Consider the following 23,405-nt stretch of genomic DNA (forward strand, 5'->3'; position numbering starts at 1 on the left):
GCGCTTTCATCATCCGACTGGAAGGCCACTTCCGTCACTACGGCTGGCCACGTTTTCGGTAATTCGGCTGCCGGAGTTTCTCCGGTGAAGCTCTGCGTCGTTTCCTCGGAATTTGATCCGGGTGTGCGTGGCCTTGATTTGTGCGGCCCATCCCGGGCGAGCGTGGCGGGATCGCATCCAACTCGCTCCGCTCCGCGCAAGGCACCTTGAGGCGCCCCACAACGTGGCTACGGAACGTCACTGATCACAACCTGGTGCGATCTCTGCGCAGCCCTGGACAACCACCACGGTGGCAGCGTGACACCGTTCGATGCGTTCGTGTCCTATCTGCGGCGCATCGAGTCGGTGAAGGTCGGGCGGATCGAAGGCGGAATCCGGGCGCGGGAGCTGCAGAAACTTTACCGGCTGGAGGAGCTGGACCACCTGTTCGTCCCACTGGGCCGGCTGTGCGCACGTGCCGGGGTGACCGTTCTCGTCGACGAGCTCGACCGGGGGTGGGACGCGAGCGAGGACGCGCAGGCCTTCGTCGCCGGTCTTTTCCAGGCCTGTATGGCGCTGAACGACCTCTCCCCGCGCCTGCGGGTCTACATGTCGCTGCGCCAGGAGCTCTACGACAACATTCCCGCCCTGTACGACGACGCACAGAAGTTCCGCGACCTCATCGAGGTGGTGCGCTGGGACGAGCCGCAGCTGTGGCGGCTGATCGCCTGCCGCATCCGGCACACCGTTCCCGGGCTGACCGCGGCGAGCGACGACCGGTGCTGGGCCGCGGCGTTCCATGCTCCGCGCTGGTCGTTCCGTTTCATCGTCGACCGCTCGCTGCGCCGGCCGCGGGAGATCATCCAGTACTGCAGCCACGCGCTCGACCACGCCCAGCAGGTCAACGGTCGCAGCGGGCTGCGGATCTCCCGCCGCGACATCACGGCCGTGGAGGCCACCTACTCCGGTGAGCGGACCCGTGACATCGCGGCCGAGTACCGGTTCCAGTACCCGGGCCTGTTGAGCGTGTTCGAGGCGTTCCGCGGGCGGCAGGCGACGTGGACCCGGGAGGACCTGGAACTGTTTCTGCTGGACCTCGCCACCGGTTCGGTGCGGATCAGCCGGGAGGCCACCCGGTGGACCTCGGGCCGGGATCCCGACCAGCTGCTCGAGGTGCTGTGGAACGTGGGCTTCCTGCGCGAGTACAGCCCGACATCCGCGGAGTGGGAGGACGGGAACATCCAGGTGCCGTACAGCTCGACCCGCGGCATGCCGGCCTTCGCCGTGCACCCGATGTTCCGCCAGCACGTCGGCACCCAGGACTGAGCCCGCGCCCCGGACCAGGCCGGGGCGGGGCGGGGCGGGGCCCGAGGCAGAACCGGGCCGGGGCCGAGGCCGAACCGGCGGCAGCCGGCCCGAACTGTGCGCCGCGGCTGTTACGCGCGGCAGCAGGGGTGCCACCGCGCATGTTCCTCTCCCGAGGGGGCCCGGAATGCCGATCCGGCAGATCGGCGGGTTTCACAGCGCCGAGGCCGGACCGGGGGGCGACCATGGCAGTGGTTGGGAACGCGCCGGGGCGATCTCAGACCGCAGGTGCCCGCCACATGCGCTGGAGGACGCGATGCCCTACCGCTTCGACGCCGAGCTCGCGACGCTGGTCGAGATCACACCGAACGCCGTCCTCGACGACATCACGGCGAGCCGTGCGCGCGCCACCGAACTGATCCTGGCCGCGACCAGGGAGATCGACCTGACCGGTGTCAACATCATGGACACCAGCGTCCCCGGCCCGCCGGACGCCCCGGACGTGGCCGTGCGCATCTACACGCCGCTGATCGGCGCGCGCCCCGCCCCGGCCGTCCTGCACCTGCGCGGCGGCGGTTTCGTCGCCGGCGCGCTCGGCACCGGTCATCGGGCGAACATCGAACTCAGCCGGAGCCTCGGTGCCGTCGTCATCGCGGTCGACTACCGGCTGGCCCCCGAGAACCCGTATCCGGCCGCTCTGGAGGACGGCTACGCCGCCCTGCTGTGGATGGTCGGCCGAGCCGACCGGCTCGGCGTCGACCCGGCGCGGATCGCCGTGCACGGGGTGCACAACGGGGCGGGCCTGGCCGCCGCGCTGGCCCTGCTCAGCCGTGACCGCGGCGGGCCCGCGCTGTGCTGCCAGTGCCTGGACCGCCCGGAGCTGGACGACCGGCACGCCGCCGGCACGCGGACACCGGAACCGGCCCATGGGGCACGTGGCGGTCACCGCCCGGACGTCGCGGCCCGCTGGGACGCCTACCTCGGCGCGGAGCTCGCCGGAACGGACGAGGTGCCGGTGTACGCCGCGCCGGGCCGGGCCACCGACCTGCGCGGGCTCCCCCCGGCGTATGTGGCGGTGGTGGAGAACGATCGCCTGCGCGACCAGGGCGTCGCCTACGCGGACGCGCTGCGCGCCGCGGGCGTTCCCGTCCAGCTGGGCAGTCAGTCGGGGGCGATGCCGGGGAGCGCGCCCGGCCGGTGCACCAGTGCACCGGGCGGTCGCCGCCGGCATCGCCCCCCGGTGGCAGCCGCCGGGGCCGCCGGGGTGAGCCGCGAGCGGGACGAGAAGATCACGTTCCTGCGCGCGGCGTTGAACATCCGGTACTGAGCCGACAGTCGCTTCGCGGCGGCGCGCGCCCCGTGCAGGGGGGCGGCGCACTCGGCCGCGGCGGGAGCGCTCAGCCGCGGCTGGTGTGGTGGGAACGGTCGGAGTGACCGGCGTCCGCGTCGGTGCCGCGCCTCTGGCGCGGGATGTCCGGCGTCGACGCCGGGAGCTGGGCGGTGTGCCGGGTGTAGATGGCCTGGATTTCCTGCCGCAGCGTCGGCGAGACGTCTCCGGACTGGAGGATCTCGTTGAACAGGTACCGCTCGCGGCGGACGGCGCGGCGGGCGGCGAGCTTCCGGTACAGACCGGAGCGGTCGGAGAGGTGAAGGTTCACGGCTGCCTCCTGGCGACGTGTCCACAGGACGGCCGAATTTCCGCCGTCACCATCAATAATGACTCAGAAAGGCGCAGCAATCCCGTTCCTGAGCGTGACGTCGGCCGCATTCGCGAGGGTGGGACGCACCAGATGTAAGCCACGTCTATGCCGTGGGACACATTGCTTGAAAGCAGTCCCGTGCGACACCGGGAAATCGTGACGCCGATCACCGAGAACGTTTCCGTGACCCGCGTCACGCGTTGTCGCTAATCCCCCCGACAGCCGGCCGCGACACTCCCGCGGCCGGCGGCCGGCATTGTCCACCGCCCGGTCGCCGGCCGGCCCGGGCGCCCGGGCCGGCCGGCGACCGCCCCCCGCAGTGCACGTGACCAGCGCCACACCGACCGTGGTCCGCTGTCGGCGAGCGGACGCACCCCCGCGGGACGACGGACCGTGCCACAGGTCCCGGCACAACGGGACAGTCACCTCTGGCAGACCACCGGGAAGCCCACACCGGCCCGCCCTACCACACCTTTGATCGCCACTCCCGCCAGACAAGTCCGTGACGCTGTGGAGCGCCCGGCCTTCGGTGTCGCCATGGTGACTTAGCCCGGCTAATGCCCGTTGGTGGTAGCCACATACAATTCGGTCTATCTGATCCCATCCCGCCGCCCCGGGCGCGCGGGATGCCGACGCATCGAATTAGGAGGGCTCACATCGACCGCCACGAACTCGTCGATCTCACGCGACGGGCACTGAAAATAGCTACCGACAAAACCACCGACATGACGCCGGCGGAGGGTGGTGTGCCGGCCACGGCCTATACCGGCCAGGAGCAGTTCGAAAGAGAGCGCGAACTCGTCCGGCGCTCACCCCAGCTGGTCGGCTACAGCTCCGAGCTGCCGACCGCCGGGAGCTACAGCACAAAGACGGTCATGGACGTCCCCGTGCTCCTGACCCGCGGCGAGGACGGGACCGTTCGCGCCTTCCAGAACATCTGCGTCCACCGGCAGGCCCAGGTCGCCTCCGGCTGCGGCACCGCGGAGCGTTTCGTCTGCCCGTGGCATGCCTGGACATACGACGCGCGCGGCGAGTTCGTCGGCGGTCCTGGCCGGGAGGGCTTCCCGGCGACGCTGAACGGCCGGGCCCGCCTCACCGAGCTGCCCGCCGCCGAGCACTCCGGCTTCCTGTGGGTGGGGCTGGACCCGCAGGCCGGCCCGCTGGACATCGACTCCCACCTGGGGCCGCTCGGCCCGGAGCTCGCCTCCTGGGGCATCGGGAACTGGGCACCGGTCGGCGAGAAGGTCCTGGACGCACCGGTCAACTGGAAGCTCGCGCTCGACACCTTCGCCGAGAGCTATCACTTCGCCACGGTGCACAAGGACACCTTCGCCCAGATCACGAAGAGCAACTGTGCGCTGTTCGACTCCTACGGACCACACCACCGGTTGATCTTCCCGATGAAGCACATCGGCGATCTCGCGAACCAGCCCGAGGAAGAGTGGGTGCCGCTGAACAACTTCGTACTCATCTACGCGTTGTTCCCGAACATCGTGCTGTCGGTGACCGTCGCGAACGGCGAGATCTTCCGGGTGTATCCGGGCGACCGCCCCGGCCATTCGGTCACCGTGCACCAGAACGCGTCGTCCATGGACTGCAGTGACGAGGCGACCGCCGAGACGGCGCGGACGATCTTCGACTACGCGCACGACGCCGTGCGCGACGAGGACTACGCTCTCGCCGCCCGGGTGCAGGAGAGCATGGTCTCCGGCGCGCGGGCGGACATCGTCTTCGGCCGCAACGAGCCGGGGCTGCACCACCGCCACGAGTCCCTCGCCGACGCGCTGGCCGCCGCCCGCTGACCGCCGCCCGCAGGGCACTGGCCGCCGCCCGCAGGGCACCCGGCCGCGCAGGTCGCCGGCTACCGGCCGGCGGCCGCAGGACGTCGCGTGACCGCCGGCCGCCGGCTACCGGCCGGCGGCCGCAGGGAAAGGGCCCCCGCTGATCCGGGGCCCTTTCCCTGGATGTCCCGCCCCAGCTGGTCAGACGGCCCAGCTGGTCAGACGAGGGTGGCGATGGCGTCGTTGAAGGTCTTCGACGGACGCATCACCGTGGTGGCCTTCACCGGGTCGGGCTGGTAGTAGCCGCCGATGTCGGCGGGCGAGCCCTGCACCGCGAGCAGCTCGTCCACGATGGTCTTCTCCTGCGAGCTCAGCGTCTCCGCCAGCGCGCTGAACGCCTGCGCGAGCGCCGGGTCGGCGGTCTGCGCCGCCAGCTCCTGCGCCCAGTACAGCGACAGGTAGAAGTGGCTCCCCCGGTTGTCGATCCCGCCGACGCGGCGGGTCGGCGACTTGTCCTCGTTGAGGAAGGTCGCGGTCGCCCGGTCGAGGGTGTCGGCCAGGATCTGCGCGCGGGCGTTGCCGGTGGTCTGCGCGAGGTGCTCGAAGCTGACGGCCAGCGCCAGGAACTCGCCGAGGCTGTCCCAGCGCAGGTAGTTCTCCTTGACCAGCTGCTGGACGTGCTTCGGCGCGGAGCCGCCGGCGCCGGTCTCGAACAGGCCGCCGCCGTTCATCAGCGGCACGACCGAGAGCATCTTGGCGCTGGTACCCAGCTCCAGGATCGGGAACAGGTCGGTCAGGTAGTCACGCAGCACGTTGCCGGTCACCGAGATCGTGTTCTCACCGCGGCGGATCCGCTCCAGCGAGAACTTCGTCGCCTCCTCCGGCGCCTTGATCTCGATGGTCAGGCCGTCGGTGTCGTGCTCGGGCAGGTAGGCCCGGATCTTCGTGATGAGCTGGGCGTCGTGCGCGCGGGTCTCGTCCAGCCAGAACACCGCCGGGTCACCGGTGGCGCGGGCGCGGGTGACGGCGAGCTTCACCCAGTCGCGGATGGGGGCGTCCTTCGTCTGGCAGGCGCGGAAGATGTCGCCGGCGCTCACCGCCTGCTCCAGGACGACGGTGCCCTCGGCGTCGACGAGACGCACCGTGCCGGTGGTCGCGATCTCGAAGGTCTTGTCGTGGCTGCCGTACTCCTCGGCCTTCTGCGCCATCAGGCCGACGTTGGGCACCGAGCCCATGGTGGCCGGGTCGTAGGCGCCGTGCGCACGGCAGTCGTCGATGACGGCCTGGTAGATGCCGGCGTAGCTGCTGTCCGGCAGGACGGCGAGGGTGTCGCCCTCGGCGCCGTCCGGGCCCCACATGTGGCCGGAGGTGCGGATCATCGCCGGCATGGAGGCGTCGACGATGACGTCGCTGGGCACGTGCAGGTTGGTGATGCCGCGGTCGGAGTCGACCATGGCCAGGGCGGGGCCCGCGGCCAGCTCGGCCTCGAAGGCGGCCTTGATCTGCGGACCCTCGGGCAGGGCCGCCAGGCCCTTGAGGATGCCGCCGAGGCCCTCGTTCGGCGTCAGGCCGGCGGCGGCGAGAGTGGCGCCGTGCCGGGCGAACGTCTCGGGGAAGAAGGCGCGTACGACGTGGCCGAAGACGATCGGGTCGGAGACCTTCATCATCGTGGCCTTCAGGTGCACGGAGAACAGCACGCCCTCGGCCTTCGCCCGGGCGACCTGCGCGGTGAGGAACTCGCGCAGCGGGCCCACCCGCATGACCGAGGCGTCGACGACCTCGCCGGCGAGCACCGGCACGGCCTCGCGCAGCACCGTGGTGGTGCCGTCGTCACCGGCCAGCTCGATGCGCAGCGTGCCGTCGGCGGCGATCACCGCGGACTTCTCGGTGCTGCGGAAGTCGTCGGCGCCCATGGTCGTGACGTTCGTCTTCGAGTCGGCGGACCAGGCACCCATGCGGTGCGGGTGCGACTGCGCGTAGCCCTTGACCGAGGCGGGGGCGCGGCGGTCGGAGTTGCCCTCGCGCAGCACCGGGTTGACCGCGCTGCCCTTGATCCGGTCGTACCGGGCGCGGATCTCCCGCTCCTCGTCGGTCTTCGGGTCGTCAGGGTAGTCCGGCAGGGCGTAGCCCTGCTGCTGCAGCTCCACGACGGCCGCCCGCAGCTGCGGGATCGACGCCGAGATGTTCGGCAGCTTGATGATGTTCGCCTCGGGCGTCTTCGCCAGGTCACCGAGCTCGGCGAGCGCGTCATCGATGCGCTGGGACGGGTCGAGGTGCTCCGGGAAGCTGGCGATGATCCGCCCGGCCAGGGAGATGTCCCGACTCACGACGCCGACCCCGGCCGTCGACGCATACGCCTGCACCACCGGCAGGAACGAGTACGTCGCCAGGGCGGGCGCCTCGTCGGTCTGCGTGTAGATGATCACCGAATCAGTCACCGATACTCCGCTTCGCGTCTACTACTTCGTGTCGTATCAAGGTATGCCCTGCCCGTCCCGTGCCCGGGCGGCGGACATGGACGCGTGTGGCACAGCTCGTCCCCACCCCGCCCCGGCCATCCACTGTCGCCGCCCTCCGGCCCGCCGCGCCACAGTTTGCGCTGCTGGCAGGCCGGCTCGCCGCCGGGGGCGGGTCCGGGCCCGCCCCCGGCGGGACAGGGCAGCCGTCATGGCACCGCACCCGGCCGGCGGCACACGCGGAAGTTATTAAGCAAGCCTAACTAGTTTCGGCTGACGTCGCGACAAATGCCATGGCGGGCAGGGTTCCCTTCATCCGGGGCAGACCCCGCCCGCGGCGGGATACGCGGATCAGAACGGATCAGAGCAGCCCTCAGAGCAGGCCGTCGACGAGGCCGTCCGGCGTGCCGAAACGGTGCGCCGTCAGGCTGACGGCCTGTTCCCGCAGGAACGGCAGCAGTTCCAGGCGCCCGCTCTCCGTCACCGGGCCGGCGTGGACGACGATCTCCGGCCGGCCGCGGGTCACCGCCGCCACCGCACCGGCGTCCCCACCGACCAGGCGCAGCCGCAGTTCCGCGCGCCGCGCCGCCGCCCGGGCGACCCCCGCGAGCCAGTCCGCGCCGGTCTCCTCCCGCCACGGCACGCCCAGTTCGGTGAACGCCACCCGCAGCGGCTCCGGGAGACGCCCGGCGACCGACACACGCACCGCCGACCCGGCGCGCAGCCCCGCGGCCACCACCCGCACCAGCGTGACGATCCCGCCGGTCTCGGGGAGGCGGATCTCGACCGGCACCGGGAGGTACCGCAGCACGTTGCGCTCCACGGCCAGCCCGCCGACCTCCCGCGCCACGCCGTAGGCATCCGCCCAGGCCACGGCGTCACTGCGCAGCGCCCGTTCCAGCCCCGCCAGCGCGGACGCCGCAACACCACCGGCCCCGGCGACCTCCCGGGCCCCGGCGACCTCCCGAGCCCCAGCGACCTCCCGAGCCCCAGCGACCTCCCGAGCCGCGCCGAGCAGCCGGCGGGCCGCGGCCCCGAGATCGGCGGCGGCGGTGCTGGGCCGGCCGGTCCAGTCGCCGAGGGCGTACAGGTAGGTCGGGCCGCCGGCCTTGGTGCCCGGTCCGACCGCCGAGCGCTTCCAGCCGCCGAAGGGCTGACGACCGACGATCGCCCCGGTGATGCCCCGGTTCACGTACAGGTTGCCGGCCTCGACGTGCCGCAGCCAGTAGGCCAGCTCGTCGGCGTCGCGGGAGTGCAGCCCCGCGGTCAGCCCGAAATCCACGTCGTTCTGGATCTCCACAGCCTCGGCGAGATCCGCCGCCGTCATGATCCCCAGCACCGGGCCGAAGTACTCCGTCCGGTGGAACTCCGAGCCGCGGGCCACACCGTCACGCACCCCCGGCGACCACAGCCGGCCGTCGGCGTCCAGCCGGCGGGGCCGCACCAACCAGCGCTCGCCGGGCCCGAGCGTCGTCAGCGCGGCCAGCAGCTTCCCGGACGCCGGCTCGATCAGCGGGCCGACCTGCGACGTCGCCTCGTGCGCCGGCCCGGCGACCAGCGAGCCCACCGCGTCGACGAGCTGGTCACGCAGCCGGCGCGACCGTGCCGCCGAGCCGACCAGGATGAGCAGCGAGGCGGCCGAGCACTTCTGCCCGCCGTGCCCGAAGGCGGAGGCGACGACGTCCCGGACGGCCAGGTCGACATCCGCGCTCGAGGTGACCACGATCGCGTTCTTGCCGCTGGTCTCGGCCAGCAGCGCCAGGTCGGGACGCCACGAGCGGAACAGCTCGGCGGTCTCGAACGCCCCGGTCAGCAGCAGCCGGTCGACCCGCGGGTCGCTGACCAGCGCCCGCCCGAGCTCCCCTTCGTCGACGTCGACGAGCCGCAGGACGTCGCGGGGCACCCCGGCGGCCCACAGCGCCCGTGCCAGCACCGCGCCGCACCGGCGAGCCGGACCTGCCGGCTTGAGGATCACCGACGAACCGGCGGCCAGCGCCGCCAGCGTGGAACCGGCGGGGATCCCCACCGGGAAGTTCCATGGCGGCGTCACCACGGTGAGCCGCACCGGCCTGAACACCGCCCCGTCGACGTCGTCCAGCTCCGCGGCGCGCGCCGCGTAGTAACGGGCGAAGTCGACGGCCTCCGACACCTCCGGATCGGCCTGGTCAACCGTCTTGCCCGCCTCGGCGACCATCACCTCGACCAGTTCACCGCGGCAGCGTTCCAGCTGGTCGGCGGCCCGCAGCAGCACCTGCGCGCGCCCCGCCCCACCGAGCGCCGCCCAACCGGGACCGGCCGCCACCGCACCGGCGAGGACCTCGTCGAGCTCGGCCCGCATCCGCACGGCGGCCCGCTCGACCAGGTCGGCGCCGAGAGTGGACGCCGCGGCCCGCAGCAGGATGCGCCGCGCCCAGGCCCGGTTCGCCGCCAGCGACGGATCGGTGTCCGGCGCGTTCCGGAAAACCGCTCCGGAATCCGCTCCGGAATCCGCTCCGGGGCTGACCGCGGCCGGCCCCACGGACTGGAGCTGCCGGTTCTGCGTCCGGTGCGCAGCCGGCGGGGCGGCCAGCTCCGCCTCCAGCCGGGCCAGGGAGGCGCGGAACCGCCGCTCCTCCCGCGCGAACAGCAGACCGTCACCGGCCAGGTCGAAGACCGCCGACAGGAAGTTCTCCCGGCTGGCCCCCTCCTCCAGCCGCCGGACCAGGTAGGCGATGGCGACGTCGAACTCCGCCGGCCGCACGACCGGGGTGTAGAGGAGCAGCCCGCCAACCTCACGCGCCACCACCCGGGCCTGGGCCTGGGCCATCCCGCGCAGCATCTCGAACCGCAGCCCGTGCCGGACCCCGCGCCGCCCGGCCAGCACCCAGGCGAACGCGAGATCGAACAGGTTGTGCCCGGCGACGCCGATGCGGACCGCGTTCACCCGCTCCGGCCGCAGCGCGTGCTCCAGCAGCCGCTTGTAGTTGGCGTCGGTCTCCTCCTTGGAGCCGTACGGCGCCGCCGGCCAGCCGCGCAGCGACGCCTCGACCCGCTCCATCGGCAGGTTCGCGCCCTTGACGATGCGCACCGCGATCGGGGCGCCACCGGCCGCGACCCGGGCCATGCTCCACTCCCCCAGCCGGACCAGTGCCCCCAGCCCGTCGGGCAGGTAGGCCTGCAGGACGATCCCGGCCTCCAGCCGGCGCAGCTCCGGCCGGTCGAGCAGCGCCGTGAAGACCGCGATCGTCAGGTCCAGATCCCGGTACTCCTCCATGTCCAGGTTGATGAACGTGGACGGACGAGTCGCCGCCGCCCGCTCGTACAGCGGCCGCAGCGCCTCCACCACCTGGGTGACCGTCTCCTCGAACGCCCAGGGAGCGTGCGGGGCCGTACTCGCCGACACCTTGATCGACACATGGTCGACGTCCGCCCGCTCGACGAGCGCCCTCGTGCCGGCCAGCCGCCGGGCCGCCTCCCGCTCGCCGAGCACCGCCTCGCCCAGCAGGTTCATGTTCAGCCGCACGCCCGGCCCGCGCGCCGCCGCGATCGCCGGCCCCAGCCGCCGCTCGGTGGCGTCGACGACCAGATGCCCCACCATGCCCCGCAGGGCGCGGCGGGCGACCGGGATCACCAGCCACGGCGCCACCGGCCCCGCCACCCCGCCGACACGGACCGCTCCCCGCAGATACCAGGGCAGAAACCCGGGCGCGGACGGCGCCAGCCGGGCCAGGTTCCGCGCCGCGACCCGCCGGTCCTCGGGCCGGATCACCCCGTCGACGAAGCCGACCGTGAACGCCAGGCCCCCCGGCTCCCGCAACACCCCCGCCAGCCGCGCCGCGGCAGCATCAACCGGCTCGTCCGCGGCCTCGGCCACCCAGCGGCGGGCAAGCTCCACCGCCTCGTCCGCGACGGCGGAAAGCTCGGACTCGGTGGTGCTGCGAGCCGCGGTCATCAGGCGCCCCCAGGTCCTTCTCGGCACTGCCATGGACCTGTCCAGTGTGGTCGCCGCCCACCTCCCGGAACCGGCACCGGACCTTACGTCCGCCTCCTACCCAGCCGGCACGCCCGCCCCCAAGATCATTAACGAGGTGGAGGGGAGTCAACATCGTTGACTATCTTTGTGAACACCGGTTGCCCACGGGAAGCGCGCCCACGGGAAGCGCGCCCAGGGGTTCCCGCACCGACGGCCCGGCCAGGTCGCCGGTCGGGCCGGCTCGACGGCCCACCAGACCCGGCACCCGCCGCGAACGGGCCCACCCCGGGTCGTCCGCCGCACTGGCCACAGGGAGTACCCCGTGAAGAAATCCGACCAGCGCGGCGTCCGCCACAACACTCCAGCCACGACCAGACTCACCGACCCCCTGAAACCCCGGATTCCACCTGGTCCAACCAGCGGAGGTGACACCGGAGTCTGGCGGGAGCCTCCGGATCCAGCGCCTGCTCGGCTGTCGCGCCCACCTGGAGATGATCTCGTGAAGCGCTCTCAGGGTCAGAGTTCCGGGCTCGGAAACAGCCCCACACAACCCTGACCGAGAGAGCCTGGAGATTCTCTGGCGACTACTTCCTCGGAACCCTGTACTTGTCGTTCGCCCAGAACCCGCCCGCGAAATCAGGGTTCCGGTACTCGGTGAAGCGCGGCACGAGATCCGGGTTGATGTTGGTGGCGCGATGGTTCAGGGCGGCGGGCGCCGTGCTCGGCCAGACGCCGGTGCGCACGCGCTCGTTCATGATCTCGATGGCCGCCACGGACTCGTTGGCCCGGAATGAGCAGTGGCCGGCGCCGTTGACGTGGATCAGCCTTACGAGGTTTCCCTTGCCGTGCTTCGTCGCTTCCTGGACATACCCGAAGTTCGCGGCCGGCTGTATCAGCGGGTCACCGACCAGGTTGTTCATCAGAAAGGGTCGCTTCGGCTTCGTCGTGTAGTCACCGTGAAGGTGGATCTCCTCGACGGCGGCCGGGTCGGCCGCGATCCGGGGAGAGTCGTTGATCGTCCCCAGGTCGGCGTCAAGGTTCAGCCCGGCCTGCCGGTAGAACTTGCGCACCGCCGCCTGCTGCTCGGGGAGGGTCTGCTGGTAGAAGATCTTCCGGTAGTCGAACCCGGTGGTCCAGTTGAAGGGTTGCCCACCGACCTGCTGCTCCTGGTTACGGCGTGTGTTGACGTCGAAGGAGTACAGGTTGCGCAGCGTGTCGTACATGTACGCCTGCACCTGGTCGAGGTTGTTGATGTCCGGCGGGGGCAGGGCGGTGCTGGTCCAGGTGTTCATCTGGCCCAGGGTCAGCGCCAGTGCGATGCGCGCCCTGCCTTCGGGGGTGGCCTGCGCCGCGTCGATGGCGGCCCGCCAGCTGTTGGCGTCAGCCTGGAAGTTCGTCCCTGGATGCTGGACGATCGGCAGGTTGATGTCGAAGAAGATCTTCGCCGCGAACAGGGAACTCAGCCTGGGCGTGAGGTACGGGATGTATCCGGGTGTGGTGCAGTTCGCCACGGCGCCGTCGATCCGGTCGGGATAGCGTTCCGCGACGTATCCCGCGACCACGCCGCCGGACGATCCGCCGGTGGAGATCACGTACCGAGGCTTGCCGTAGCTTCTGGTGAAGACGTCGATGACCTGGATGAGCTGCGCCGCCGACACCCGTGAATCACGGCCGCCCTGGTCGAAGGGGATCCGCCGGACACCGGCCGCGGCGTAGCCACGGTTGTACAGCGTGGTGTAGCTGCTGCCGACTCCTCCGGTGACGAAGTCCAGGTCCAGAAGCAGCGTGCCGTTCCACCCGCGGTCCGGCATGGTGATCCGCCAGTCCATGCCGTCGGGGAGCAGTCCGTTGGTCGTGGTGACCGGGACGTCCTCGGCGGCCGCCGCCGGCGTCGCGGCGATGTGTCCCGTAACGACGAGGACGACAGCCAGCACGACAGCCAGCGCCCCGCTTCGCGCGGAGCGCGAACGTAAGCGTAAGCGTAATGGGGGGGTTACCATGAATCGCCTCCGTATATACGAACTCTCGGACGAATATACGGAATATAGCGGGCCGGTCATGGCAGGTCAACCTAAGAACACCCCTCACGTCTCGTGCGGGAGTTCTTCCAACAGGTGATCGCGGCGACGAGGCGGGAAACCCGGGGATGTTGTGGCCGTTGCGTTCGTAACGCAGAGTCAGACGGCAATAGCCACCGGAGCCGGGCGAGGGATCTCTCAACTTTCCAGCGGCAGCCCGGCCCCGTCGGTCAGAACACGGATTGTCGAGCCCGATTTGCCGCGATCGACCGGGTTCGGACCAGTCGGGCTGCCCCCTTTTACCGGAGGCCGGCCGCGTCCACGATCACCGAGACGGTATGCCTTCGCCTCGACACGGCGGGTCGACACAGCTCGAGCCGAAGCGACGGGCAGCCCGTCCGGTCGACATGTCGCGGCCCGACGCTGGTTGAAGCGGCAGCATCAACCGGCGGCAGAGACAGAAGATGCCTTCCGCCAGGGATCTCGGTGGATCTAACGGACCACGACAAGAGCCCTTTGATCTTGGTTCAGGACCCCGAAATCACCGTCCGCCCGGTCACCAAGCGTCTTCCGACCAGGGGTGATACCGAGTGAGCAGCCTCTGCAGCGGGCAGCGGGCGCTTCGCCATCGCCTTGGACGGCGGCCAGTCGCTACGGGCCCGGCGCGTCCTGGTCACCACAGGGCTGCGCGACAAGTTCCCCGACATCCCGGGCACGCGCGAACGCTGGGGCCGCGACCTGCTCCACTGCCCGTACTGTCACGGCCACGAGGTCCGCGACCAGCCCCTCGGCGTGCTCGGTGGCACCCCAGAGGCCGTCACCCATGCCCACCTCGTCCGGCAGTGGTCCGAGGACGTGGTGTTCCTGGCCAACGGCACCGCCCTGACCGCCGACCAGCGCGCGCGGCTGGACGCCCGCGGCATCGGCGTCATCGACAACCCCGTCGCCCGCCTCGTCGTCGAGGACGACCGCCTGACCGGAGTCGAGCTGGAATCCGGCCGGGTGGTCCCCCTCGCCGCGGTGTTCGTCCGGCCCCGGTTCGTGCCCAACGACACCCTGCTGACCGCGTTGGGGTGTGCCACTCAGGACAACGGCTGGGTCATCGCCGACGTCACCGGGCGTACCAGCGTTCCGGGCGTCTGGGCCGCCGGCAACGCCGTGAACCCCCGCGCCCAGGTCATCACCGCCGCTGGCGAGGGGTCCGCGGCCGCCATCGCCATCAACAACGATCTCGTCGAGGAGGACGTCCTGGTCGCCGTCACCGACGGCGCGCAGCACCTTCCCGTCTGAGATACCCGCAGCCGTCCCCACACCTCCATCAGGAGCACGCCATGTCCGATGAACAACTGTCGCTGCCGAACGCGCGGGCCAATCCCGTCTCGCCGCCAACCAAGCATCAACTGGCGCTGATGATCTGGATCGCGGTCTTCCCGACCCTCACGGTCCTCAACCTGGCCCTCGGTGGCTGGCTCTCCGGCCTCGGTCCAGTTCCGCGAACCTTCATCCTGGCGACCATCGCGGTCCCGATCGTCATCTACGGCCTGATGCCTCGCCTACATCAGGTCCGCGCGCGCATCCTGACCCGCCGCGCCACCTGAGCCACGGGAAGGGATCCTCGTCCAGGTTCCCGAGGGCGTGCCGGCGACCGGGAGCGCGCCGTCGCCGAAACCCGGGCGACGGCCGAGCCCTGGAGGGCAGGGTGGCCGGCGACGGCGACGGCGTGGACGTCTTCCGCGGCAGTGCCGCCGGCTCCGCAGCACTGATCGGCTGGTAGCGGATGGTGGCGGGCTTACCGCGCAGGGTCGTGCTCGTCGGGAAGCGGTCCGGACGCAGGCCGCGGACCTGTTCGCCGCCGGGGTCGACCCGGTCGAGGTCGCCGGGCGGCGAACTGGACCGCGGCCCGGCCGCGCACGGCTGGCCGGACCAGCGCTGGACCCTGGCCCGGGTGACCCTGCTGATCGGCCGGCTGTTCCACACCCGCTACACCCTGCGCGGTACGTCGTATCTGCCGCACCGCCTGGGCTACAGCCCCCAGGTCCCCGCCCGGCGCGCCGCCGAACGCGACGACCAGAAGATCGCCGCGTGGCGCGCCGAGACCTGGGCGAAGGTACGAGGCCAGCGGCGACGACCGGCGCGTGGATCGTCGTCGAGGACGAAGCCGGGCAGAGCCTACGCCCGCCCAAGGCCCGGACCTGGGCCCCGCGGGGACACACCCCGACCATGCGGGTGTCGGGGAAGGGCTCGGGACGGGGTGTCGATGGCCGCCCTGGTCTGCTGAACGGGAAGCGCGCGGGGCCGGCAGTCCCCTATCGGACCTCGACCGTGATCTCGTCGCTCATGGTGGTGCCCACCGCGTTGGTGAACTCGACCGTGTACCGGTACGTGCCGGCGGCCCTGCCGGTGACGTCCAGTGTGGTGCTCTGGGCGGCGGGGCTCGCCGCGGCCAGGGTGCCCTCGGCGACCTGGGTGCCGTTCTCGAGGAACCGGTAGCCGGTGGCGTTGACGCCCCACCACAGGTTGGCCGTGATGCGGTAGGAGCCGTCGCCGTCCCAGTTGTCCTGGGAGAGCACGGGCTTCGCCGGGGCGGCGTCGCGCACGGTGACGGTGAGCGGGGCGGTGTCGGTACGCCCGGCGGAGTTCCGCAGCACGCCGGTGAAGGCGTAGGTGCCGTTCGCCAGGCCGCCGACCGGCACGACCGCCTTCTGCGCGCCCGGGGTGGCCCAGGTCAGCGGGACCGTGGCGAGGCGCCGGCCGTCCCGGTACAGCTCGAAGGACGTGGCGTTCTCGCCCCACCACAGGTCCATCGTGACGTTGAAGACGCCGTCGCTCAGGCCGGTGTCCCAGCCCTCGTCGGAGCTGAGCACACCCCGGGCGGGCACGGCCCGCGCCTCGTCGCACCAGTCGATCTCGGGGTTGTTCGTCGCGTTGTAGGTGTCCTGCCAGGCCACGAGCTCGCCGGCCAGGTCGGTGATGATCCCGTCGACGCCGAGCGCCGTCAGGCCCGCCCAGGCGGTGGCGGAGTTCTCCGTCCAGACGAACGTCTTCAGCCCGGCGGCCCGCATCGCGTGCAGCGCGGCCGCGCTCGGCCAGGCGTCGGGGTTCAGGCCGATCGCGTGGTGGGCCTGGGTGAAGGCCACCGGGTCGGCGGGGAAGTTGCCGAGGATCATCGTCGGCAGCTCGGGGTACACCTCGTGCAGCCGGTCGACGGTGGTCGTGCTGAAGCTCTGCGCGATGACCTGGTCGCGCACCCCGTACCGCTCGATGAGGTCGCGGGTGGTCCGCGTGTACTCCTCCGACCAGGTGCCCTTGTACTCCAGGAGCAGCTTCGCGCCGCTGTCCTTCATCCAGGCCAGCAGCTCCTCCAGGGTCGGCACGGGGGTACCGGCGAACTGGGGCCCCTTCCACGACCCGGCGTCGAGCTGCCTGATCTGGGCGATCGTCAGGCTGTGGTTGCTCCCGGTGCCGTCGGTGGTGCGGTCGACGGTGTCGTCGTGCATGAGGAAGGGCACGCCGTCCGCCGACCAGTCGATGTCGGTCTCGAGGTAGTCCGCGCCCTTCACGAACGCGGACCGCAGCGCCGGCATCGTGTTCTCCGGGTACGCGGCCGAGTCACCCCGGTGCGCGACGACGGCCCCGGTCTGCCCCGGCCCGGTGGCGCCGCTCGGGACGCAGGGGGCCGGCGGCAGCGGGTCGAGCTCGGTGATCCGGACGTTGTCGTAGGAGACGGTCGCCCCGTCGACGACGAAGCCCTGCACACCGTTCGCGCTGCGCAGCAGGCCGTCGGTCTCGAAGACCTTGACGCCGTCGTACCACCACTCGCCGTGGGTGCCCTGCACGACGACCGAGACGCGGACGTCGGTGCCGGTGCCCGCGGCGCTGGGCGCGGCGTGCGTGCTCGGCACGTACCACCCGTTGGCCGCGGTGCGCTGGGCGAACTCCAGCCCGTTGGCCGCGGTCGTGGCACTGCGCATCGCCGCCTGCTGCCACGGCACGGAGCCACTCGCCGGGATGTCGAGCGCGAGCGCCTGCCAGCGGCTGGTGTTGTCCACCGCCTCGAAGCGCACCGTCGCGTCGAACCGGTAGTTCTCCAGATGCTGCCCGAACGTGATCCGGGCGGGGCTGGCCGCGTAGGAGGCACCGGTACCGAGCAGCCGGCCGTCCTGCACCCGCCAGTTCCCGGTGACCGCGTTCCAGCCGGTGGGCAGCGCCGCGCCGGAGAATTCCTCCCGGAGCACGACCTGCCCGTCCACTGCGTCGGCGGCGGTCGCCGGCGATGCCCCGCCGACGACCATGCCGACGGCCAGGACGCCGCTCACGGCGGAGGCGGAGACAACGGCCGCGATCACCGCGACGATCTGTCTCCCCCGGAGCCGAACCCTCGTCTGTTTGTGTCTCACCTGTGCCGCAGTCCCTTTGCGTCCGTCACGACCCGGGCCCCCGCGGTGCTTCCGCCCGGGCCCCGCTGGAGGTGCTCCGGCGGGACCCGGCCCAGTGAAATAGGGGTTCCTGACCTGCTGGCCGCGGCCCGGTCAGCAGCCGGTGAATCTTTGATGAAACGCAAACAGCCCTGTCGTACCGCGGCCCTGCGAGGGCCACGGCACCGCCGTAGCGCGGCACCGCCGTAGCGCGGCACCGCCGGACCCCGCGCATCTTCCCCTGCAGGACAGTGCCCGGGACGGGATCTTCACCCGAACGGATCAGCGGTGAGCCGCGACCGTCCTGTTGCGGTCCGCGCTCTTGGCGGCGTACAGCGACTGGTCGGCACGCCCCAACACCGCGGACAGCGCGGGCTCGTCCCGGGAGAAGGCCGCGGTGCCCACGCTGACGGTGACGTGCAGCGGACCGGCGGACGTCTCCACGGGCCGCTCGCAGACGGCGAGCCGGACACGTTCGCCCAGGGTCCGCGTCACGTCGGCGTCCGGTGATGGGCGACAACCGCCACGAGACCGGGTGGGATGTCGTCGCGCGCACGGCGCAGGTCCGGGGGACGGCGACCGCGTGCAGCCGCATCAGTTCGGCGACGTCGTCCGCCTCGAACGGCGGCCGGCCGGTCGGGCAGGTCGGGCCTCAGCCGCTCGTCGCGGGCCTCCCGGCAGGTGAGGCGGGCCGGTGGCGGGCTTTCAGCTCGGCCCACCGTGTGGCCTGCGCCGGGGTCATCGAGCCGCGCAGTTCGGCGAGCCTGAGCAGGTTGGCCTCGGCGCCCCCGGCCAGGGTCTGGGCTTCGGCGAGGTAGTGGTCGTCGATCAGCGCGTCCACCTCGTCGTCGTTCATGACCGGGATGATCCGCTCGGCCAGCCTGTTCATGTTCCGGTAGGAGCCCTGCAGCAGGAAGGGCGGTTCGGTCCTGGACCCGTCGTCCTGGGCCGCCGAGGCGATGTACGCCCGGTTGACGGCCATCACGACCCGTTGGACCCGCAGCAGCCTACGGAGCACGGCCAGAATCTGCTCCAGCTCGGCCGGCGGGTACGGGTGGCGCAGCCGGTCGGGGCGCACGCCACGGTCTCCCCGCGCCAGCCGTGTCAGCATTTCCACGTCAGCGGGATCCCGGCCGGCCAGCGGTGCCAGCACCGGATTCGACGTGAGCGCGTTCTCGATGTAGCTGAGCGCGAAGAGCTCCTCCCGGCCCGACAGGACGTCGCCGAGGTTCCACACGTCGGCGCGGTTGGCGAGCATGTCCGGGACACGGAACCGTCCGCCCGACTCCGTGTAGGGATTGCCGGCCATGCAGACCGCGAAGCGTTTGCCACGCAGATCGTAGGTGCGGGCCCGACCGTCCCACACGCCGTCCATACGGCGCTGGGCATCGCACAACGGGATGAACTTCTCCAGCAGCCGCGGGGAGGTGTGCTGGATGTCGTCGAGGTAGAGCAGGACTCCCGCGCCCATCTCCAGCGCGAAGGAGACCTTCGCGATCTCCTGCCTGGCCGCCGAGTCGGGCGCGGCGGCGGGATCCAGCGAGGTGACCTCGTCTCCCAGGGTGGGTCCGTCGACCTTCACCAGGATCAGACCGAGACGGCTCGCCACGTACTCCATGAGCATGGTCTTGCCGTAACCGGGCGGGGAGATGAGCAACAGCAGCCCCGTCCGGTCGGGAGCACCGCCCTCGCCGGTCGCACCGAGCTGCCGGGCCAGGTTGGTGGCGACCAGGGGGAGGTAGACCTCGTCGATGAGGCGGTTGCGGACGAATCCGCCCGCGACCGTCGGCCAATACTCCTCCAGTCGCAGCCGGCGGCGCTCGCGGGAGATCAGCTCCTCGCGTCTGCGCTGGTAGTCCCGGTAGGCGGGAACCCTCTCGGTGCGGAACCGGCGGATCCTCGTCACCGTCTCGTCGAGGCGCACCTCAAGGCGCCCGGCGACGACACGGGGATGGGCTCCGAGCAGTCCGCCGGCCTCGGCGGACAGGCTCGCCGACGAATCGTGCCGGGCCAGCCGCGCACCGCACGTCAGGATGGCGGCCGCCTCCGGCAGATCAGCCGGGTCGGCGGCAGCCGCTGCCGGATCGGTGCCGACGCCGACGCCGACGCCTGTGCCGACGCCTGTGCCGACGCCTGTGCCGACGCCTGTGCCGGTGCCGGTGCCGACGGCCTCGCCGCGGGCCGCGAGGACGGACGTGAGCCAGGCCTGGACGAGCCGATGGCGTACGGCCAGGTCGCCCTCGAACACCCGCAGGTCGTCGCCGAACCCGGCGCCGGCCCCGAGGTCGTCGAGGGTCCGCCGGAAGCGTGCGAGCAGCCCGCGGGCCGAGGCGCTCGTGACGAACCCGGTCGAGTGGTCGGCGAGCTCCTCGAACAGGTACTCACCGGCGAGCTCGGCACCGCCCGCCAGATCCGGGAGACCCGCCCCGGTCAGGAACACCGACGCGGCGTCGGCGAGCTCGGCGCACAGGTCACCGACCGGGGCGAGGTGAAGGGCGCTCCGCGGCGGACCGGCGGAGAGACCAGCGGATGACGGCAGGCGCCGTGCGTGCAGGACGGCGCGCGCCCGCGACAGCGACGCGGCGCGCCGCGACCAGGCCGACCGAAGGCTCTCGTCGGCCCCGAAGGCCCAGAACACCTGGGCGGCGGCGCGAGCGGCCGGCGGGTAGCGCAGCAGGCCGGCACCCACGCGCAGCCTGACCAGGACGGCGAGGATCCTGGCTGCGTCCTGGTCATGGACGCCGCGCGCGTAGCCTTCGTCGTAGCGGGGAGCGGCCGCCCGGCGTACCAGGGCGAGCAGGTTCCCCTCGCGGTCGGCCGCCTCGGCCAGCGCGGTGAGCGACAGCCCGCCGCCGGCCTCCGCGTCGGCGAGAATCCCGGCGGCCAGGTACTCGGCCCGGTACACCTGCTCCGACTCGGAGACCAGCGGCTGCTCCCAGAACGGTCTGGTCACCTCGAAATCGTCGTCCCGGACCGGGCAGCGGTAGTCCGTCCCGGTGATGGCGAACGCCAGCCCACCCTCGTGGGGGACGAGAGCGAGGTCCACCGGCTGGGTGCTGACCGCGAAACGGTGGCCGCCGAGCCGGATGGCGTCACCGCCCGCGCAGAGGTCGGCCCGGTCACGCAGGGCCTGCCGTGCCTGGTGGATCGCGGATTCGAGCCGGCCCGCGAGCTCGTCAGCCCTGATCTGGTCGCCGAGGGAGCGAAGCTCGTCCGCGATGCCGCGCAGCGTCGCCACCATGGGGTCGGCCGCGAAGTAGGCGTTGACCTCGTCGAGGGAACGCAGGTCGGCGCACCGGCGGCGGACGCTGTCCAGGATCCGTCCGGCCGCCTCGGCCCGTCTGTCGGCCCGGCTCGTCCGCTGGTGGAGAAGTGCCTGCCTGCGGGCCGCGAACGTGTCGTGGACATCGGCCCGCCTGGCCGCCAGCTCGGCACGGAACTCGCCGAACTCGCCGAAGCGCGACTCCAGGCTCTCCAGCGAGACGAGCAGCCGGCCCAGCTGCCCGTCACAGCGTTCGGGAGTGTCAGCGACCGCCAGCGCTGTGGTGATCGCCTGCCCGAGCAGCGCGAACTCGGCCGCGAACACCGCCCGGCCCTCGGCCGCGAGCACCTGCCCGCGTCGCGCCGTCAGGATCGCCCGCGCCCGGTTGACCCCGCCGAGCAGCTCCCCGACCTGCTCGAGGATGTGGGTACGCGCGACGGTGTCGGCACCGTCCAGGCCCGTGACGACCTCGGCGACGGTCTCGAGCCCGGCGGACAGCTCCGCGAGCTCCGTTTCGACCGGGCCTGCCGCGGCTGCCGTGGCGATGCCCGCGGCGTCCGCGGCCGACCGGTCGATCGCCTCGCGGTAGCCGGTGAAGGCGCCGTCGCCGTGCAGGAACGTGACGGCGTGTCCCGCGGCCGCCGCGAGTCCGGAGGTGACGTCGGCCGCGAGCGCGTCGACCCGGTCCAGGTCGACGTAACGGATGTCCCGCAGGGATCCCAGATGCCCCTGCGCCTGCCGCAGCTCGGTGAGCGCCCGCACGCAGGCGGCAGCCGTCCCGGGGGGCTCGTCACCCCCTCGGCGGAGCAGCTCGCCGATCCGGGTGGCCGCGTCGGTCACCGCCGCCCGGGCGGTCTCGGTGAGTGCCCGGACGGTCTCGAACTCGGCGGACACCTGTTCGGCGACGTCTCGCAGGGCCGCGAGCGGTGAGTGCAGGTCACCGAGGTCCGCCGCGCCAAGCCAGTGGTAGCGGTCGAACGCCCGGCCGCACGCGCCGATCAACGCGCCGAACTGTGCGTGTGACGTGCTCATCCCGTCAGCCAGGCGGGCGACCGCCAGACATTCCGAGATCCCGCGCACGAGTTCGGCGTTGCCGACCCGCTCCAGTGGGCCGCTGCCGACCACCGCGGTGGTCGCCGCAACGGTGGTGGCAGTTGTGGCAGCGGTGGCGGTGGCCGTCCCGGTGGCGGCGGCGTGGGCGTGGGCGTGGGCGTCGGACAGGTACGGCGTCTGCCAGACCTGCATGGCGTGGACCCGGCCGGGATCCTCGGACGCGGCCCGGAACAGGACCAGCGTGCCGTCGTCGAACAGGCAGTAGCCGTGGCAGACGATCGGGGTGGCGACCTCTGTGCGGATCATGTTGTACGGCAGCAGGAGGAAGCGACCCTCGGCCCGGGCGTGGAAGACATAAAGCACGTCCTCGCCGCCCGCCGAGCGGATGACCCGTTCGAACTCCAGGTCGGAGGTGTCGGTGTCGAAGGTCCGTGCGGCACCGGAGGCGAGGCAGTAGCCGCCGGGGAAGAGGATGCCCTGATCCGCGGGCAGCCGCCGGCACGCCTGCCCGATCCCGTCGAGGCGCACGACCTTCGCGGTGCGGGTGCTGAACACCAGGTGCCGCCAGGTGGTCTCCTTGTACGGCCGGATCCGCAGCAGGATCAGTGGACCGACTCTGGCGTGGTGCACCTCGGCGTCGGCCAGGCTCTGCAGCGGTTCGTCGACCGGCTCGCGGTGGACCCCGTCGCCCGTCTCGGTTTCGTCCTCGACCTTGACTGTGAGCGAGCCGCCGGCAGTGCCCACGAACAGCTCGTCCTGGATCGAGATGTGCGGGTGGCGCCCGGGGCGGTGGTCGTCGCGGGTGGCGGCGACCCACTCGAGGTCGTGCGGGGCGGGGAAGGCGTGGTCACGCTCACCCCGGTTGTCCAGGTAGCTGACGGACCCGTCCAGGCCGATCCGCCACCGCAGGACCCGGATGTCCTGCTCCCGGCGCCCGGTCTGGAAGACGGCGAGCAGGGTCGCGCCGACGCACCGCAGCTGCAGCAGGCGAGTGTCCCGGTAGTACCGGTACAGATCGCCGAAGTCTCGCTCGAACGCCGGGTCGTCCAGGAGCCCCGGAATCCCGCCGGGGTGCACATCGTCGAAACGGAGCGCGGGCACATCGCCCGTGCCGACCGTGGCCTGCCCGGGGAGGGGCCCACGGGTGAGGCGATGCAGCGAGAAGACGTCGCTGACGGCGGTCGGCTCCCGGCCGGCGGGCACGTTGCAGCCGAACAGGACGACCCCGCCGAGCGGCACCACGTCGCGGGGCACGCAGTCGTTGCGGGTCCGGATCCGCTCGGTGCCGACGTGCCGCAGGACGGCAGCGCCGAACACCTCCCTGCGCCGGGCGTCGAGGGCGCCCGCCCGCCGGGCGAGCTCCGCGGCCTGCTCGGACAGGCGGGCCCGCAGCACCTCGTAGACGCCCGGGTCGAGGCCGCCGCGGTCGAGGCCGCCGCGGTCGGTCGCCGACCGCGGCGGGGTCGCGATCTCGGTCATCGCGA

12 protein-coding genes and 2 pseudogenes are annotated in these 23,405 nt (G+C 72.0%); 6 read left to right on the plus strand and 8 right to left on the minus strand.

Features of this window, described 5'->3' with window-relative positions:
- Positions 1-297 precede the first annotated feature (297 nt).
- Together B207_RS34855 and B207_RS34860 are read left to right on the plus strand one after the other, a co-directional pair.
- On the plus strand, positions 298-1,305 hold the full coding sequence (locus tag B207_RS34855) for a P-loop ATPase, Sll1717 family (protein WP_018638720.1): 1,008 nt from the start codon (positions 298-300) through the stop codon (positions 1,303-1,305).
- 295 nt (positions 1,306-1,600) lie between these two features.
- Positions 1,601-2,611 (plus strand): alpha/beta hydrolase, encoded by a 1,011-nt coding sequence (locus tag B207_RS34860; protein ID WP_018638721.1) that lies wholly within the window; start codon positions 1,601-1,603, stop codon positions 2,609-2,611.
- 70 nt (positions 2,612-2,681) lie between these two features.
- Here B207_RS34860 and B207_RS0121815 read toward each other — a convergent pair whose 3' ends face one another.
- Positions 2,682-2,942, minus strand: a complete 261-nt coding sequence (locus B207_RS0121815) for a hypothetical protein (RefSeq protein ID WP_018638722.1) — start codon at positions 2,940-2,942, stop codon at positions 2,682-2,684.
- Between the two features lie 767 nt (positions 2,943-3,709).
- On the opposite strand from B207_RS0121815, the gene B207_RS0121820 reads away from it, so the two are divergent.
- On the plus strand, positions 3,710-4,786 hold the full coding sequence (locus tag B207_RS0121820) for an aromatic ring-hydroxylating oxygenase subunit alpha (protein WP_018638723.1): 1,077 nt from the start codon (positions 3,710-3,712) through the stop codon (positions 4,784-4,786).
- Positions 4,787-4,983: 197 nt separating this feature from the next.
- Here B207_RS0121820 and B207_RS0121825 read toward each other — a convergent pair whose 3' ends face one another.
- From B207_RS0121825 to B207_RS40755, 4 genes and pseudogenes are all read right to left on the minus strand, one after another.
- Complete coding sequence (locus tag B207_RS0121825) at positions 4,984-7,203, minus strand: NADP-dependent isocitrate dehydrogenase (protein WP_026311308.1); 2,220 nt, start codon at positions 7,201-7,203, stop codon at positions 4,984-4,986.
- A 391-nt stretch (positions 7,204-7,594) separates the two neighbouring features.
- Complete coding sequence (locus B207_RS0121830; RefSeq protein WP_018638725.1) at positions 7,595-11,152, minus strand: proline dehydrogenase family protein; 3,558 nt, start codon at positions 11,150-11,152, stop codon at positions 7,595-7,597.
- Between the two features lie 605 nt (positions 11,153-11,757).
- A complete protein-coding gene (locus B207_RS0121835; protein WP_018638726.1) occupies positions 11,758-13,107 on the minus strand; it encodes a DUF6351 family protein in 1,350 nt (449 codons plus the stop codon).
- 291 nt (positions 13,108-13,398) lie between these two features.
- A pseudogene (locus B207_RS40755) lies at positions 13,399-13,491 on the minus strand (IS5/IS1182 family transposase); the annotation flags it as partial.
- A 333-nt stretch (positions 13,492-13,824) separates the two neighbouring features.
- Between B207_RS40755 and B207_RS34865 the strand changes: the two are divergent.
- The 3 genes and pseudogenes from B207_RS34865 to B207_RS38710 form a co-directional block, all read left to right on the plus strand.
- On the plus strand, positions 13,825-14,481 hold the full coding sequence (locus B207_RS34865) for an NAD(P)/FAD-dependent oxidoreductase (RefSeq protein WP_018638727.1): 657 nt from the start codon (positions 13,825-13,827) through the stop codon (positions 14,479-14,481).
- Positions 14,482-14,522: 41 nt separating this feature from the next.
- Entirely contained in the window at positions 14,523-14,789 is a 267-nt protein-coding gene (locus B207_RS0121845) for a hypothetical protein (RefSeq protein ID WP_018638728.1), read from the plus strand.
- A 169-nt stretch (positions 14,790-14,958) separates the two neighbouring features.
- A pseudogene (locus tag B207_RS38710) lies at positions 14,959-15,466 on the plus strand (winged helix-turn-helix domain-containing protein); the annotation flags it as partial.
- Between the two features lie 31 nt (positions 15,467-15,497).
- Here the strand turns inward: B207_RS38710 and B207_RS34870 are convergent.
- From B207_RS34870 to B207_RS0121860, 3 genes are all read right to left on the minus strand, one after another.
- Positions 15,498-17,537, minus strand: coding sequence for a glycerophosphodiester phosphodiesterase family protein (locus B207_RS34870; RefSeq protein ID WP_018638729.1), 2,040 nt, complete (start codon positions 17,535-17,537; stop codon positions 15,498-15,500).
- Between the two features lie 351 nt (positions 17,538-17,888).
- Complete coding sequence (locus B207_RS0121855) at positions 17,889-18,101, minus strand: diguanylate cyclase domain-containing protein (protein ID WP_018638730.1); 213 nt, start codon at positions 18,099-18,101, stop codon at positions 17,889-17,891.
- A gap of 157 nt (positions 18,102-18,258) precedes the next feature.
- On the minus strand, positions 18,259-23,400 hold the full coding sequence (locus B207_RS0121860; protein WP_018638731.1) for a DNA repair ATPase: 5,142 nt from the start codon (positions 23,398-23,400) through the stop codon (positions 18,259-18,261).
- Between the last annotated feature and the right edge of the window lie 5 nt (positions 23,401-23,405).

The organism is Parafrankia elaeagni, from assembly GCF_000374165.1.
GTDB classification, from domain to species: domain Bacteria; phylum Actinomycetota; class Actinomycetes; order Frankiales; family Frankiaceae; genus Parafrankia; species Parafrankia elaeagni.